The sequence below is a fragment of the Fibrobacter sp. UBA4309 genome (genome assembly GCF_002395745.1).
In the GTDB taxonomy this organism is placed as follows: domain Bacteria; phylum Fibrobacterota; class Fibrobacteria; order Fibrobacterales; family Fibrobacteraceae; genus Fibrobacter.
The window spans coordinates 1-15,762 of sequence record NZ_DGUN01000024.1 but is presented as its reverse complement, the minus strand read 5'-3'; the positions used below and the strand labels follow the sequence as shown (position 1 = coordinate 15,762).

Genomic DNA, 15,762 nt, shown 5'->3' with positions numbered 1-15,762 from the left:
TCGTCTTTCGTCTAAGAATGAATAAACTAGAACTTCTAATCGCCTGGCGTTACCTGGGGGCTCAGCGCAAGAGCCTCTTCGTGTCGCTTATCGGCATTTTCAGTATGCTCGGTGTCTCCATCGGCGTGTTCGCGCTGGTGGTGGCGCTTGCCGCGGTTAACGGCTTCGAGGAAGAGGTCACCGCCCAGATGATAGGGAAGGATGCCCACTTCGAGCTGATGGCATACAATGGCGAACCCATTGTCGCCTATGATAGCCTTATCAACGAAGTCCGCACGCGCGATCCCAGCATGGTAGCGGCGTCCCCGTTCATCATCTACAAGGTGGGTATCAGCTCCAAGAAGGTGAACGACGGTATCGTGATTTACGGTATCGACCAGGAAACCGCGAAAGGGGTGACCGATATCCACAAGTACATGAAGTGGGGCAGCTATTCTGTCGATAGTCTCGAGGACATGGGTGGTACGCTCCGTCCGGGAATCATTCTCGGTTCGGGCCTTGCCAACCGTCTTCGTGTCGTTGTCGGGGACAAGCTTGTGTTGCAGACGTTTCAGAGTCCCGACGAGATGGTCGGTGCAGGCGGCCCGAAGATGATGATGTGCGTGGTGAGCGGCATTTTCGAGACGGGCACCTACGAGTACGACGGCAACCTGGCCTACGTGGGCATTCCGCAACTCCAGAAGCTTCTCGGGATGGGCGATGCCGTTTCGGGTATTCAGTTCCGCGTGCAGGACCATTGGAAGGCGGGTGAATCGGCGGACAGCGTCGGTTCGTGGCTGACTTATCCCTACTACGTGTTGGACTGGAAAACCAAGAATATCACGCTACTCAAGTGGATGAACTACGAGAAGTTCATTGTGGCGGCGGTTATCTGCCTGATTATCCTCGTGGCGGCGTTCAATATCATCAGCAGCCTTATCATGGTCGTGATCGACAAGACTAAGGAAATCGGCATCCTCCGCAGCATGGGTTTCAGCAAGGGCGGCGTGATGCGCGTCTTTATGCTCATGGGCAGCTTTATCGGCGTGGGCGGTACGGTTGTCGGTGGAACTATCGGCCTTGTGCTCTGCAAGTTGCAGGAGGCTTACCACTTCATCAAGTTGCCGGGAGACGTGTACGTGATCCCGTACTTCCCGATTTCGGTGCATCTTCTGGACGTGATTCTGATTTTCGTGATAGGAATTGTTCTCTGTGTTCTTTCGACGTTGCTCCCCGCATGGAAGGCGAGCAGGCTTGACCCCGTAGGAGCGATTAGACATGAGTAGTTTGTTGCAGACTGTCGACCTTCGTAGGGTCTTTTCCGAGACGGGAGAGCAGCTCGAGATCTTGAAGGGCGTGAACTTCTCCATGGAAGAAGGCGAGCTCGTGGCGCTCACGGGTTCTTCCGGTTCGGGCAAGTCGACGTTCCTCAACCTGGTCGGCATGCTTGATACGCCGACTTCGGGCGAAATCTTTTTCAAGGGAAAGCCACTGTCCAAGTTTAATGGCGATGAACGCGATATGTACCACCGCGTCAAGGTGGGGTTCGTGTTCCAGTTCCATCACCTGCTGAGCGAGTTTACGGCTATCGAGAACGTGTGTGTTCCGGGCCGCATCCTTGGGACTAGCGAGAAGGAATGCCGCGAACGTGCCGAGATGCTCTTGGCGACGGTGGGACTCAAGGACCGCCTCAAGCACCTGCCTCGCGAACTCAGCGGCGGCGAACGCCAGCGTATCGCGATTGCGCGTGCGCTCATGAACCATCCGGACCTGGTGCTTGCCGACGAACCGAGCGGTAACCTGGACGAGTCGAATTCCGCGAAGCTCAACGAGCTTTTCGGTGAACTCAACGAGAAGTTCAACCAGGCGTTCTTGATTGTGACCCATGACGAGAAACTCGCGTCGTTTGCGAAGCGCCGTGTGGTGATGCACAACGGTGTAATCCAGAATTTTGAACAGGAGTGACTATGCCCGAGGGAAACGGAATCTTTTCTATGAAGGCGAAGGCCGTGATGCAGGCGGCACGCATGGCAGCCCGTAATCTGGGAAGCGACAGCATTACTGTCGAACACCTGCTTCTGGGACTTGTTCGCGAGGAATCCGGCTATGCCGCGGAAACCCTCAAGGCGCTCAAGGTGAACTTGAACGACCTTGCCGAGACGGTGCAAAAGAACTTGACGAATGACGGTGGCATCATGACTGTCGGCGGCGATGCCCGTGGAGGCCTGCTCTCGTTTACGGCGCGTACCAAGGCGGTCCTTTTCAATGCTGCTAAGATTGCCAAGATGGAAGGCGGCCAGTATATCGGCCCGGAACACTTGATGCTCGCCATCTTGCAGCAGGTGGATTCTACGGCTTCGGCGACGCTTTCGTCTTTCAATGTCACGTACGAAAATTTCCAGCAGATGCTGGACCAGCTGAAACATAACGAAGGGACTCCTGAAGAATCCCCGGAACAGGAACAGCGTCCGTTCCAGGCGCAGCGCGATATGCGTTCGAACTCCAAGTCCAAGACTCCCATTCTCGACCATTTCGGCCGCGACCTCACCGCGATGGCGCGTGCGGGCAAGCTCGACCCGATTATCGGCCGCGAAGCGGAAATCGAACGCCTTGTCCAGATTCTCTGCCGCCGCAAGAAGAACAACCCGGCGCTCATCGGTGAACCGGGCGTGGGCAAGACCGCGATTATCGAGGGCCTTGCGCAGAAGATTGTACAGAAGAAGATTCCCGACTTACTCGTGAACAAGCGCGTCGTGACGCTCGATGTGGCGGCGATGGTTGCGGGTACCAAGTACCGCGGCCAGTTCGAGGAACGCATGAAGGGCCTCATCATGGAACTCCAGCGCGTGAGCAATTCCGTGATCCTCTTTATCGACGAACTTCATACGATTGTCGGTGCTGGCGGTTCCGAAGGCAGCCTCGATGCAAGCAACATTTTCAAGCCGGCACTTGCTCGTGGCGAACTGCAGTGCATCGGAGCTACGACTATCGACGAGTACCGCAAGTACATCGAGAAGGATGCGGCGCTGGAACGCCGTTTCCAGACAATCCTCGTGAATCCGCCTAACGCCGAGGATTCCATCCAGATTCTTGAAGGCCTGCGCGTCAAGTACGAACAGCACCACAAGGTGCATTACACGCCCGAGGCCATACGCGCGGCGGTGACGCTTGCCGAACGCTATATCAGTGAACGTTTCTTGCCCGACAAGGCCATCGACGTGCTCGACGAGACCGGCGCCCGCGTGAAGCTCAATTCCATCAAAGTCCCGCAGGACCTGCTGGACATGGAAAATGAACTTGCCGAAGTCCTTTCGAAGAAGGAAGAGGCTGTCGCGAATCAGGATTATACGAATGCGGCAGAGTGCCGTGCCCGCGAAGAAGAACTCCAGAATGCCATCGCCGAGCGCAAGAAGCAGCTTCAGGAAGAAGGGCAGGAGACCCCTGTCGTGGACGAAAGCGACATCCGCGACTGCATCAGCAAGATGACGGGAATCCCCGTGAGCCGCCTCGGTGGCGAGGAGGCGCAGAAGCTCTTGCACCTCGGTGACGAAATCAAGCAACGCGTTATCGGCCAGGATGCCGCCGTGGATGCGATTGTCAAGTCCATCCGCCGTACGCGTGCGGGCATCCGCAGCAGCAAGCGCCCGATGGGCAGCTTCCTTTTCCTTGGTCCTACCGGCGTGGGCAAGACCGAACTTGCGAAGGTGCTGAGCCTTACGCTTTTCGGCAGCGAGGAATCCATGATCCGTATCGACATGAGCGAGTACATGGAAAAGCACAGCGTCTCGCGCCTTATCGGCGCCCCTCCGGGATACGTGGGCTTCGAGGAAGGCGGCGGACAGCTCACCGAGAAGGTGCGCAAGAAGCCCTATTCCGTGGTGCTCCTCGACGAAATCGAGAAGGCGCATCCGGACATCTACAACATCTTGCTCCAGATCCTCGATGACGGCATTTTGACCGACAGTTACGGCCGCAAGATCAATTTCAAGAACACCATCATCATCATGACGAGTAACGCCGGTGCGCGCGAAGTGCGCCACAGCGGCGGCATGGGATTCACCAAGGAAGGGGAGACCGACGACTACGAGCGCATGGAAACGGCCATCCGCGAGGAGGTCAAGCGCGTATTCTCTCCGGAATTCCTGAACCGCATCGACGAGCAGATCGTGTTCCGCCCGCTCAGCAAGAAGGACCTCGTTTCCGTCGTGGACATCCAGATGGGGTTCCTCCAGAAGAACATTTCCGACCGCGGAATCCTGCTGGAAATCAGCCAGGAGGCGAAGGAATTTATCGTGAACAACAATTACGATTCCACCCTGGGGGCGCGACCCATCCGCCGTTCCATCCAGAACCTCGTGGAAGACGCGATTGCCGAAGGGCTCCTGCTCGGTACCCTCACGGACTTCTCCACGATAAGCATCGGCGTCGAAAACGGCAAGCTCAGTTTCAAGTGCGAGAAAATACAGTCATAATCATCTATAATTCTTTCGTCTTTCGTCTATCGTCTTTCGTCTAAAAAGCTATCTTTGACCGCGAAAAATTTCAACAATCAAACCCAAGAGGTTAACAATGGCTAAAATTCCTGCAGTTCTTATCTTCGGCGCACCGGGTTCCGGCAAGGGTACCGTCGGCGCGAAGCTCGCTGCTACCACTTCCCTCAAGCACATTTCCACGGGCGACATCTTCCGTGGCATTGCTCCTTCCAGCGAATCCGGCAAGCTCCTCGCTTCTTACTCCAGCAAGGGCCTGCTCGTTCCGGACGAAGCCACTGTCGAAATTTTCGGCCGCTTCATCGAAGGCCTCATCAACACGAACAAGGTGAACCCGGATAAGGACACCCTCCTCCTCGACGGCATTCCCCGCACGGTTGCCCAGGTCAAGCTCATCGAATCCGTTGTCGACGTGAAGCACATCTTCGTGCTCGACATTAAGGACGAGAAGACCATCGTGGCCCGCCTCCTGAACCGCGCCAAGATCGAAGGCCGCAAGGACGACGCCGACGAAGCCGTCATCAAGAACCGCCTCAAGGTGTACAAGGAATCCACCGCCAAGGTGCTCGGCAAGTACAGCAAGTCCATCATCAGCCGCATCAACGGCGACAACACCCCGGACGAAGTGTTCTGCGACACCCTCGCTGCCTACGTGAAGTTCTGCAAGTCCGCTAACAAGACCGCAAAGGCCAAAAAGCCGGCTAAGAAGGTCGCCAAAAAGGCCAAGTAATTCTTGCTTAACTAGGTAAAGCCTATAAAAGTCCCCGACTCAAGTGAGTTGGGGACTTTTTGTTTTCTGTTTGTTCTAACTATGCTGACACGGGCCTCTTCGTTGCCTGGATCTTCAACTGGAGGATTTTTTCTTCGGGCAATTTGGAGTACTTGACGATTTTATCAATGGGTTCATTGTCGGCGAGCATCTCTAGTGCAACTTCTTCTTTTGCCTGCAAGTACGAGCCCTGTTTTTCGTAAAGCATGTCCGTCATTCCGTCAACCTCGTTCAGAAGAGTTTCGTCGGTGAACCCTTCTAAAGATACATCTTTCGCAAAGTCCTTGTCAAGCAGTTTTTTCAGCTTTTCTTCGGGGATTTCCTTTTCTTCGAGAACATCACGGAAAATCCGTAACATTTCGGCCCTATCGGACTGTTCTCGCTTTTCGGGCGGAGTACGGTCCTCAATGGCAAAGAATTTCTCGATTTCGACCAGGTAGATGTCAAGTTTTTCGTAGAAAAGGTGACGGTTCCGGACCAATTGCGCGTGGTGCAGGTAGGTGTCGATTTCCGTCGGGAACTGGTTTTCGGTTAACAGCGAAAGAACGTAGATGTGCGGCAGGTTGTAGTCCTGCGACTTCTTGACTGTGCGCGAGACGACGCGTGCGGTATAGTAGATGAGCCTATCTACGAACAGCGTGTTGAAGTTCTGCTGTACCTCAATGAGCACAGGCTCTCCCGCTTGTGTGGTGCCGTAAATGTCGAAGATGGCGGTTTTGTCATTGAGAACGCCGGGGTTCTCGGGCACACCCAATGTATAGTTTTTGATTGCTTTATCACCGGTGAGTCCGAGCATCGCGTTAAGAAATTTCACGGTCCGTTCGGGCTTTGCCTCATTCGCCATGAGCATCTTGAAGATGCCGTCACTGAAAGGGTAGACATTCTTGTAGATTTTTCTGTAATCCGCCAGGTGCTCAGGATGTTCGGCGACATCCTTGACAAAGGCAATGAATTCGCTTCGGGTCATATGTTCTCCGTTTGGATTGAGACGTCCCGGAATTGGGACGCTCCTATCCTTAAAACGGATTTGGCCCCTAAAATGAGCCGAAAAAGTTTGTTAACACGATATTTTTTACAAATGGGAAACGATCGTTTCCTATATTTCCGATAAATGATTTGGGGTATTATGAAACATTTTTCTTTGACCTACATTTTTGCGCTTGCCTTGGCATTTTTCTTTGTCGCATGCGGCGACGACGACAGCAGTTTCGCCCCGCGAGACGATGAATCGTCCAGCAGCATCGAAGAGGAATCCTCTTCCTCCAGTGTCACCCTGAGCGGAGCGTCTGCGGAGTCGAAAGGGTCTAGTAGCAGCTCGGTGCGTTCGTCATCCTCGGCGGAGCCTGCCCTGAGCTCAGCCGAAGGGGGCGAGGATCTGTCGAGTAGCTCGGCGAAGTCTTTTTCTAGTGTCGCGTCTAGCAGTTCGGCGAAGTCGAGTAGCAGTAAAACCCAAAATCCATGGGGAACCACTGCTGAATGGCAACCTTTCAATTTGGCGGATTATAAGGATGCGTATAAGGAATTTACAGATTCTCGAGATGACCGCGTCTATAAGTACCTAGAAATTAATGGAGAGGATGTTGATGGCCATCCAACTTCCGTTAAAGTTATGGTTGAAAATATAAATGTTGGAAAAATGGTAGATGGAAATTTAGATCTTTCGGATGATGCGCAAATCGAGAAATATTGTTATGACAACGATACGCTGATTTGCCATTACTATGGCGGCCTCTACCAGTGGGCCGAAATGATGCAACTGCCCAGCGAATGCAACACCAAGAGCTGTGCAGACCAGATTAAGCCGAATCACCAGGGAATCTGCCCTGACGGATGGCGCTTGCTGACGTATGATGATTTTTACATCATTTTGCATAGTGATGCGAATGAAAGCGGAATAAAGGGATTACGTTCAACATTCGGTTTTGGTGGAAACAATGAGTCTGGCTATAGCCTTGTTGGAGCTGGGTATAATTGGAATTATACTTTTTTATCCCTTACAGAGGGAACATATTGGTTCTATCCTGAAGAGTCGGATGAAAACCCTAAAAAAGGGGTCGGATCGTATACATATGATTCTGCTACAACGGTGGAGCGCAAAGGTTTCTATCTAAAAAAACACGGTTTCTCAGTCCGCTGCGTGATGGCCGAAACTCAAGCCGAATAAAGCATGCCTAGTGGACCCTATCGGGCTTGCAGCCCTACAGGGTGACAATTACAAAAAAACATCTTCCTGCAGTTTAATGCGGACCCGCTTTTCGCGAAGGCCGCAGTGATTAACTGATGCGACCGTTCGCGCTACACTCTGGTTTTTATACTCTGGTATGCGCTCACTCTCGCCACCACGCCTCGTTGATACAAGGCGCTTGTGGCTCACACACGAGGCTTTCGCAGTACCTGCATCGGAACGTTCCCGCGATAAACGGTCTTATTCCAGAAACACACTCGTGATTCTTTGCGGAGAGAGGGCGTTTTGCAAAGCAAACACTGGAACGAAGTGATTTTCGTGAGCCAAAAGCGGCACTGCGCTAGCGTGCCGTGTTGGCGAGAGCGAGTGAGAAACTGGAGGTTCCTAACGAGTCGACGAAGGAGCGGTCTGTAAAAGCGTGCGAAATGCCCCTCGGAGCAAACATTTTTATAAAGAGCGGTCTTGGACCCTATCCCCTATCGCTGCGCTCCAGGGTGACAGAAGGGCAAGGCTGTAGCGACCTTTGGACACTTGGCCTTTAGGCCTTAGTGTACATGGCCACCTTTAGGTGGTGGGGAGGCTTCCCCCCTTGGGTATAATTTTCTATCTTTACGCCCATGAAAGTTTTTTTATACGACACCACCCTCCGCGACGGTAACCAAGACCGCAAGATAAGCCTTTCTCTCGCCGACAAGTTGCAGATTGCGCGAATTCTTGACCATTTCGGTTTTGACTACATCGAGGGGGGCTGGCCCAATCCGAGCAACCCGACCGACGAGGAATTCTTCCAGAAAATCAAGGAAGTCAAGCTGAAGCACGCGAAGATTGCCGCATTCGGTTCTACGCGCCGCCCGAAGGTGCTGCCCGAGAAGGACCCGCTGCTGCAGGCGCTCGTGAAGTCGGACGCCCCGGTCAAGACGATTTTTGGAAAGAGCTGGGATTTGCATGTCACGGATGTCATCCGCACGACGCTCGAGGAGAACCTCGACATGATCGAGTCTACCATCGACTACCTCAAGGACCATTCCGAGGAGGTGATTTACGATGCGGAACATTTCTTTGACGGCTACAAGGCGAACCCGCAGTACGCTCTCGAGACGTTGAAGGCTGCTGAGCGCGGCCGCGCGGACTGTATTGTACTTTGTGATACCAACGGTGGCACCATGCCGTGGGAAATCGAAGAGATTATCAAGGAAGTCAAGAAGAGCATATCGACTCCGATAGGAATCCATGTCCATGACGATTCTGGCCTGGGCGTGTGCAACAGCCTTTTTGCCGTGAAGAGCGGCGCTACGATGGTGCAGGGCGTGGTGAACGGTTATGGCGAGCGCTGCGGAAACGCGAACCTCACGACCATCGCTGCAGACCTGCATTTCAAGATGGGCGCGAAGTTCTTTGCCGCGAAAAAGATTGCAAGGCTGCGCCAGTTGAGCAGCAACGTGGACCAGATTGTGAACCTGCCGAGCGACGTGCACGCCCCGTATGTGGGCGATGCGGCGTTTGCGCACAAGGGCGGTGCCCACATTGACGGCGTGATGAAGGTGAGCCGCAGTTTCGAGCATATCGACCCGCATGCCGTGGGCAACGACCGCGTGTTCGTCACGAGCGACCAGGCGGGCGGTTCCCTCGTGGTGGAAAAGCTCAGGGCCATCAAGCCGGGCATCGACAAGAAGGACCCGGTGGTGGGCAAGCTGCTCACGCTCATCAAGGAACGCGAGAACGCGGGCTGGCATTTCGACAGCGCCGAGGCGAGCTTCAAGCTGCTCGTGTACCGCCACCTGGGCATGGTGCAGGAGCCGTTCAAGGTGCTGGGCTACCGCGTCATCGAAGACAAGACGACTCAGGGCGTTTCCGTTTCGCAGGCGACGGTCAAGCTCCAGATTGGCGACAAAATCAGCCATCAGGTGAGCGAGGGCGACGGCCCGGTGAACGCTCTCGATGCGGCGCTGCGCAAGGCGTTGCTCCCGTTCTTCCCGAACATGGCGAAGGTCAAGCTCGACGACTACAAGGTGCGCGTGCTCGGTTCCAAGGTGGCATCCGATGCGACGGTGCGCGTGTGGACGACGTTTGGCGACGAGAAGGGCTACTGGAACGTGGTCGGCGTCTCGAGCAACATCATCGAGGCTAGCTGGATGGCGTTTGTCGACGGCCTGACCTACAAGATTCTCGTGGACAACAAGGTTATCGAGAGCGCGTACAAGCATATCGACGTGAAGTCGGTTGCGGCTGCGGGGCAGGCAAGCGCCGCGAAGGAAGAGGAACCCGCTCCGGCGAAGGCCAAGAAGTTGAGTGCCCGCAAGGTGAGGAACCTTGCCGACATCACGAGACGTAAAAGATGAATGTATCGTCATTCCGGGCTTGACCCGGAATCTAGATAGCGGATCGAGTCCGCTATGACGTTATACCTTTAACAATGGAGTTATCAATCATGATTATTACGAAAGTCACTCCGAAATCTGCTGAAATTGAACGCATTTGCGGGCGCGAAGTCGCCCCGAGCAAGGAAATTCACGACAAGGTGATGCAGATCCTTGCCGACATCAAGAAGGGCGGCATCGCGAAGGCGACCGAATACGCCCAGAAGTTCGACGGCCTGAAGGGCAAGAACATCCGCGTGCCGGCATCTGCCATCGCGAAGTCTGCCGCCAAGTGCCCGAAGGAACTGCAGAAGGCCCTGAAGCAGGCCATCAAGAACGTGCGCGACTTCCACAAGAACCAGATGGAAGAATCCTGGCTCATGGAAGGTGCCGACGGCGTCGTGCTCGGCCAGCGCATTCGCCCGATGAAGCGCGTGGGTCTCTACGTGCCGGGCGGTGCGGGCATCTACCCGAGCACCGTCATCATGAACGCGGTCCCGGCTCTCGTTGCCGGCGTGGAAGACATCGTGGTCGTTACTCCCATCAAGGGCGAAATCAACCGCGCTGTGGCTTTCGTGCTTCAGGAACTCGGCATTGAAGAAGTCTACCACATCGGTGGCGCTCAGGCGATTGGCCTGCTTGCCTACGGTGCGAAGGATGCCAAGGGCAAGACCGTCGTGGAACGCGTCGACAAGATTGTGGGCCCGGGCAACGTGTTTGCCGCCATCGCCAAGAAGGAAGTCTTCGGCGTCGTGGACATCGACATGGTGGCTGGTCCCTCCGAAGTGCTCGTGATGGCAGATAACACCTGCGATCCGGACTTTGTGGCGGCAGACCTTTTGAGCCAGGCGGAACACGGTTCCGGCTTCGAAGCGGCCATCTGCATTACCGACAACATGGAAACCGCCCAGATGATTAGCGCCTGCGTGGATATCCAGGTGGAAAATTCCCCGAAGCGTGAACTCCTCGAAAAGGTGCTCGGCAACTTCGGGCGCATCCTCGTGGTGAAGGACTGGTTCGACGGCGTGGAAATCGCGAACCGCATCGCTCCGGAACATCTGGAAGTGATGACCAGCGAAGCCGAATCCATGGCGGCTCAGATCGAGAACGCGGGTGCGGTGTTTATCGGCCCGTGGTCCAGCGAGCCGGTGGGCGACTACTTCGCGGGCCCGAACCACGTGCTGCCTACCAACGGCACGGGCCGCTTCTTCAGCCCGCTCGGCGTGTACGACTTCCTGAAGCGCATGAGCATCATCCGCTACAGCGAGAAGGCCATCAAGAAGAACGCGAAGGCCATTGCCGCCGTCGCGACCGAAGAAGGCTTTATCCACCACGCCGCCGCGGTGCTTAAGCGCCTCTAGGCGTCTTTAATCGCTAGTTCGTAAAGTCTTTGAACGTCGCCGAGGTCCCTGATGAGGGCTTCGGCGATTTCTTTTGCCGAAGGCGTGCGGTCCATTCCGGCGAATCTTTCGCCAAAGTTTTCGTCGGCGTCGGTCTCGAAACGCACGCTGTCGGCCGGGATGAGGGGGATTGCCGCCGCGGTAGACTTTTTGCGGAAGCTGTCCGCATGTAGCGAGAAGAGGGCTCCCAGTTCGATTCCGGCGCGCACGGCAGATACGTCGCCGCCGAAGCGGTGGAATACGGGCCGCGGGGCATTGACCGTTGCCGTGGAATTGCCGTGCGGGCTCGCCTTGAATCCCGCCTCCTGCAACACCTTCACGATTCTCGCGTAATCGCCGACGCAATGTATCTGTAGGTCGCGTCCTAGCTCGAGCGCGAGTTCCGCCTGTCGCCTGAAAATACGCTCCTGCACACCTCCGGGTTCGTACCCCGGGAATCGCCGGTCGAGTCCCGCTTCGCCGACCTGGGCGTCCGTGTCGCTTTCCAAAATCTCCCGCAGTTTCGCGAAGTCCGCCTCCGTGACGTTCGATGCAATCATCGGGTGCAGCCCGAAGGCCGCGCGGTTCACCCCCACATGGCTCAAATCGCGGACCTTCGTCCATTCCCACGGCTCGCACGCGATGGCGACATAGCCGTAATTTTGCCCGGCCAGGAGCCTGGCGAGCTGTTCGGGCTGGGGGAGCCTGGCCAAATGGAGGTGAAAATCGTGCATCGTGCAGAATATAATTCTTTTTTTGCTTGTTTTTATCGCGAAAAAAGCGTAATTTAAGGTCGTTGGTTTTCCAACAAGGCTTTATCAATAAAAAAAGGAGTCCCTATGCGCGATTTGCTGGAAAAGGCTTTGAATAAAGGTTTGAGTGTTGTCTTTTCGACGGAGAACGGTTTTGCGGTTATCCGCATCCTGAAGGGTGAGGAGGTTGTCGCGAGTTGCAGCCTCGGTTCTGCCAATTTCCGTTCGTCCGTGGAAGAATCCCTGCAGGCGCTTCTCCTTGATCTGGAACGCAAGGGCGTCTAGTTCTTTTTTTCGCTAACGAAAAAGCCCCGGTTGAACCGGGGCTTTTTTTTAAGGTTTTATATCTGCGAGCGGTCTCCTGTGAACGGAAAAGGCCCGTATTGACGGGCCTTTGCAGTGAGAGCGAGCGCCAGCCCTGTACTTGATTACAGAATCTAGCGTGAGCGGTCTCGTTAGTTTATGCGACCGACGAGGTTGCCGGAGAGCATGAAGTCTCTCGTGCTGCCGTAGCTGTGGAAGCCGGCGGAGAGGCTGAAGCGGTCCGTGAAGGCCTTCTCGAGGTAGATGGCTCCGAGAACATCCTTGACGTGCTTGGCACCGATTGTCTGGTAGTCTTCGTATTCGTGACGGTCCTTGATCCATTCACCTTCGAGGATGATGCGGTCAACTACCTTCGTTTCGAAAGCGATACCGCCCGTAACCGGGATGACCATGTCGTCGTTCGGGTCGATGTTCATCAGGGCCGCTTCTGCGAAGATGCTGAAGAAGTTCTTCGAGATCGGGAGGAGGAACTTGACCGAGGCGTTGTGCACGATGTCGACATCGGAATCGTAGACCAGGTCAAAGACGTTGCTGCGGTAGGCGAGCTGCACGTTCAGGTCGTTGAGGCTTTCGAGACCGTGGAAGTTGAATGCGGCACGCAGGTCACCCTTGTCGAGGTTCGGGGACTTGCTGATGAGAGAAATGAAGAAGTCCAGGTTGTCTGTCGGGGTGAAGCCGAACTGCAACTGGTTTTCGGACGGCTGGGTAGACATGAACCCGTTCATGTAACCGTCGATGTAGCCACCGAAGTAGTCGCCGTTCTTGTCGGTGTTGTCCCAACGACCGACCTTGAATACAAAGTAATCAGTATTCTGCATGGCCCAGGCTTCGTCGAGGCTGTAGTAGTCGTCGATACCCTTGTCCGTTTCATTGCGCAGGGCTTCTTTCTTGGCCTTCTTGTCGATGTTGTCATCGGACATGCGGAGGTCGCCCGGATAGAATGCCAAACCGATCTTGCCCTTGAAGTCTTCGCCTTCGGCAAGGACTGCAAAGTTGGCTTCGCCGTTCCAGGTTTCGAGGTTGTCGCCGTACGGATCGTCTTCGGAAGTCCAGAAGACCTTGCCGGCTTCCAATTCGAAGTCAGCCTGAATGTCGAATGCGAGGCTCTGGGTCTCGACGACAGGCTTGGCGATCATTTTTTTCTTTTTGCGTTTTTTCTTCTTGGCGGGCTTCTGTTCCGGTTCGGCAGCGGCAACTTCTGCTGCAGGAGCTTCTTCTGCTATGGCCGGAGCTGCGGAATCGGCCGGAGCGGCTTCGGCTGCGGGGGCTGCTTCGGCAGAGGCGACCTCGCTAGTCGGTGCTGCCGAATCGGCGGGTGCCGCGGCGGCTTCTGCTGCAGGAGCGGCGGCTTCGGCCTTCGGGGCCTCGGCGGCAGGCTGAGCGGCGGCTTCGGCCTTCGGGGCTTCGGCGGCGGGCTGGGCTGCGGCTTCGGCCTTCGGGGCTTCGGCGGCAGGCTTTGCTGCCTCGGCCTTCGGGGTTGCGGCGGCAGGCTGTGCGGCGGCAGGCTGCGCTGCCGGGGCTGCTGCAGCCTTCGGTGCTTCTTGCTTTGCTTCGGGTGCAGCAAAGACGCTTGCTGCAAGGAGGCATGTTGCTAGGAACATTTTTTTCATCAGAAGGTTCTCCTTATGTTTCCAATATTTAAAATTTTAGTAAATTCTTGACGTTTTCCGTAGAAAAGATAACTATTGTCGCGTAAAATGTTAACTTATACGGCAAAAGAGGTTTATTTTGAAAAGAATATTTTTGTTTGTCCTGGCGTTTATGGTGTCTGCTGCTTTTTCTGACGATGCCTTGTTCGTATACAAGAAAGTTAATAATGAAGTAGATGAATCGCAACCCGCTGCGAAACTTTACAAGTCCGACTGGATCAAGGAACTCCCGATACCCCCCGAAAAGGTGCAAAAGGTCTCCTGGGTGAAGGAGAAGGTGGAGGTCACGGACAAGAAGGGTCGCGTGGTCAAGGACAAGAAGGGCAATCCCAAGACGAAAATCAAGAAGAAAAAGGTCGTGACATGGGTGGAAAAGGAACCGAGCGAACCGCCCCGCTTTGTCCCGATCGACTGCAAGTTCGGCCAGCTCTGGGTAAAGCGAGCCGACCTGGCCCGTTTCCAGCAAGAAGCCAAGGACATCAGCGGCGAATACGCCTCTGCCACGGGCAGCGTGTTCCTCCGTAAGTCTCCGACGAACCCGCGCTATTTCAACGTCATTATCCAGAACGGCCCTGAAGGGAACCGCGCCGAAATCGAGATGGGTAACCTCGAAATCCGCGAGACGAACGGGCATGCCCGCCTGAGCTTCCAGGAAGACGGTTGCAATGTCGATATCGGGCTCAACAATTTCCAGGTGAAGGTGGTGCAGAGGGGCTGCAACGACTACAATGCGGGCAAGTACAAGCTCGAAGGTGAATACAATACATACAAGGGAAATACCCGCAGGGTCGATACATTCAACATTCCCGAGCAGGAATTCAAGTTCAAGAAGTATCTCTGGTGTGGCAGTGGCTTTGACAGCTGCGAGAAGGTCAAGGACGACAACGGTCCGGTGACCATAACCTGGAGCAAGGGCGGCAACGGCTTTATCGAACGCAAGGCGGGCGAGGACGTGCACACGTACAGGCCCTTTGAACACGTGATTCCGCATAAACGCGACTTCTACAAGGGCGAAAAGCCCGTCATTATCAAGACCAAGCGCACCGACATGGCGGGCGAGTGGATGTTCTGGTATTTCTACCCGAAGGCCGAGCGTTTCAAGATGATGCGTGCCGGCATGCGCGAAGAAACGGCCTACATGGAAATCTACGAGTGATTGATTCGATAGAAAAGAGCCGCGTGCTGTTCCTGGATTCGGGGCCGGTAGTCCGGCTCTTGCAGATGCATCCGGATTTTTACCCGGCGATTTCGGGCGTCCTCGACATGGTCTACGAAAAGAATGTCCAGATTCTCGTATCTTCTGTTACCTTGTTTGAAATTTCGCGGAAGGCGTTTGGAGCCAGCGAGGGCGTGCTGGCCCGCCAGTACCGCGAGTTCTTTGAAAAGTCGAAGAACGTACGCTGCTGCGACGTGAATGCCGAAATTTCGGTGAAGGCCGCCGAACTGTTTGCCGCGGCCTCCCGCACGAACCACAAGATTACCGAAGCGGAGTCCCTGCGCCTTGCGACGGCCTACGTGAACGGCGCCGACTGCATCCTTACCGAATGCGCGAACTTCCGCGATGCCACTGATGCCCTCGTCGTGACGTTGGACGAAGTTTAATCTCGAAATAAACGATCCTTCTTTCGTCTTTCGTCTTTCGTCTTTCGTCTATTTACTATTTTATACCGCGTGAAATAATACGGAGTTTATATGTCCAACTATTGTCCTGTTATCGGTCTTGAAATCCATTGCCAGCTCGCGACTAAAACCAAGATGTTCTGCGGCTGCGAAATCGAAGTGAATACGACCCCGAACAAGCACGTTTGCCCCGTTTGCCTCGGTATGCCGGGTGCCATGCCCGTGCCGAACAAGAAGGCGGTGGAATACGCCATTCGC

The 15,762-nt window shown here is 55.0% G+C and carries 13 protein-coding genes and 1 pseudogene; 11 read left to right on the top strand and 3 right to left on the bottom strand.

What is annotated here, in order from left to right; all coding sequences use genetic code 11:
• The first annotated feature begins 17 nt into the window (after positions 1-17).
• The 4 genes from B3M32_RS02345 to B3M32_RS02330 all read left to right on the top strand — a co-directional run bounded on the left by B3M32_RS02345 (position 18) and on the right by B3M32_RS02330 (position 5,199).
• On the top strand, positions 18-1,265 hold the full coding sequence (locus B3M32_RS02345; RefSeq protein WP_290743316.1) for an FtsX-like permease family protein: 1,248 nt from the start codon (positions 18-20) through the stop codon (positions 1,263-1,265).
• Positions 1,258-1,944, top strand: a complete 687-nt coding sequence (locus tag B3M32_RS02340; protein ID WP_290743313.1) for an ABC transporter ATP-binding protein — start codon at positions 1,258-1,260, stop codon at positions 1,942-1,944. Before B3M32_RS02345 ends, B3M32_RS02340 begins: the two co-directional genes overlap by 8 nt.
• Positions 1,945-1,946: 2 nt before the next feature.
• Positions 1,947-4,451 carry an ATP-dependent Clp protease ATP-binding subunit gene (locus tag B3M32_RS02335; RefSeq protein WP_290743310.1) on the top strand — a complete coding sequence of 835 codons (2,505 nt, stop codon included), beginning with the start codon at positions 1,947-1,949 and terminating at the stop codon, positions 4,449-4,451.
• 97 nt (positions 4,452-4,548) lie between these two features.
• Positions 4,549-5,199, top strand: coding sequence for an adenylate kinase family protein (locus B3M32_RS02330; RefSeq protein ID WP_173555004.1), 651 nt, complete (start codon positions 4,549-4,551; stop codon positions 5,197-5,199).
• Between the two features lie 79 nt (positions 5,200-5,278).
• On the opposite strand, the gene B3M32_RS02325 is transcribed toward B3M32_RS02330, so the two are convergent.
• A complete protein-coding gene (locus B3M32_RS02325; protein ID WP_290743305.1) occupies positions 5,279-6,205 on the bottom strand; it encodes a PD-(D/E)XK nuclease family transposase in 927 nt (308 codons plus the stop codon).
• Positions 6,206-6,349: 144 nt separating this feature from the next.
• Between B3M32_RS02325 and B3M32_RS02320 the strand changes: the two genes are divergently transcribed.
• The 3 genes from B3M32_RS02320 to hisD all read left to right on the top strand — a co-directional run bounded on the left by B3M32_RS02320 (position 6,350) and on the right by hisD (position 11,141).
• Entirely contained in the window at positions 6,350-7,402 is a 1,053-nt protein-coding gene (locus B3M32_RS02320; protein WP_290743302.1) for an FISUMP domain-containing protein, read from the top strand.
• A 638-nt stretch (positions 7,403-8,040) separates the two neighbouring features.
• The gene (gene cimA, locus B3M32_RS02315) at positions 8,041-9,762 is read left to right on the top strand and encodes a citramalate synthase (RefSeq protein ID WP_290743299.1); all 1,722 of its coding nucleotides are present in this window, start codon (positions 8,041-8,043) and stop codon (positions 9,760-9,762) included.
• Positions 9,763-9,851: 89 nt separating this feature from the next.
• On the top strand, positions 9,852-11,141 hold the full coding sequence (gene hisD, locus B3M32_RS02310; RefSeq protein WP_290743296.1) for a histidinol dehydrogenase: 1,290 nt from the start codon (positions 9,852-9,854) through the stop codon (positions 11,139-11,141).
• Here the strand turns inward: hisD and B3M32_RS02305 are convergent.
• Positions 11,138-11,893, bottom strand: a complete 756-nt coding sequence (locus B3M32_RS02305; protein WP_290743293.1) for a TatD family hydrolase — start codon at positions 11,891-11,893, stop codon at positions 11,138-11,140. The two genes, hisD and B3M32_RS02305, sit on opposite strands and share 4 nt — an antisense overlap.
• Before the next feature lie 105 nt (positions 11,894-11,998).
• Between B3M32_RS02305 and B3M32_RS02300 the strand changes: the two genes are divergently transcribed.
• Positions 11,999-12,196, top strand: coding sequence for a hypothetical protein (locus B3M32_RS02300; protein WP_290743290.1), 198 nt, complete (start codon positions 11,999-12,001; stop codon positions 12,194-12,196).
• 170 nt (positions 12,197-12,366) lie between these two features.
• Here B3M32_RS02300 and B3M32_RS02295 read toward each other — a convergent pair whose 3' ends face one another.
• Complete coding sequence (locus tag B3M32_RS02295; RefSeq protein ID WP_290743287.1) at positions 12,367-13,845, bottom strand: hypothetical protein; 1,479 nt, start codon at positions 13,843-13,845, stop codon at positions 12,367-12,369.
• A 118-nt stretch (positions 13,846-13,963) separates the two neighbouring features.
• On the opposite strand from B3M32_RS02295, the gene B3M32_RS02290 reads away from it, so the two are divergent.
• The 3 genes and pseudogenes from B3M32_RS02290 to B3M32_RS02280 all read left to right on the top strand — a co-directional run.
• A complete protein-coding gene (locus B3M32_RS02290) occupies positions 13,964-15,040 on the top strand; it encodes a hypothetical protein (RefSeq protein WP_290743285.1) in 1,077 nt (358 codons plus the stop codon).
• On the top strand, positions 15,037-15,486 hold the full coding sequence (locus tag B3M32_RS02285) for a type II toxin-antitoxin system VapC family toxin (protein WP_290743282.1): 450 nt from the start codon (positions 15,037-15,039) through the stop codon (positions 15,484-15,486). The genes B3M32_RS02290 and B3M32_RS02285 overlap by 4 nt, the downstream gene beginning before the upstream one ends.
• Positions 15,487-15,576: 90 nt before the next feature.
• Positions 15,577-15,762 (top strand): annotated as a pseudogene (locus B3M32_RS02280) (Asp-tRNA(Asn)/Glu-tRNA(Gln) amidotransferase GatCAB subunit B); the annotation flags it as partial.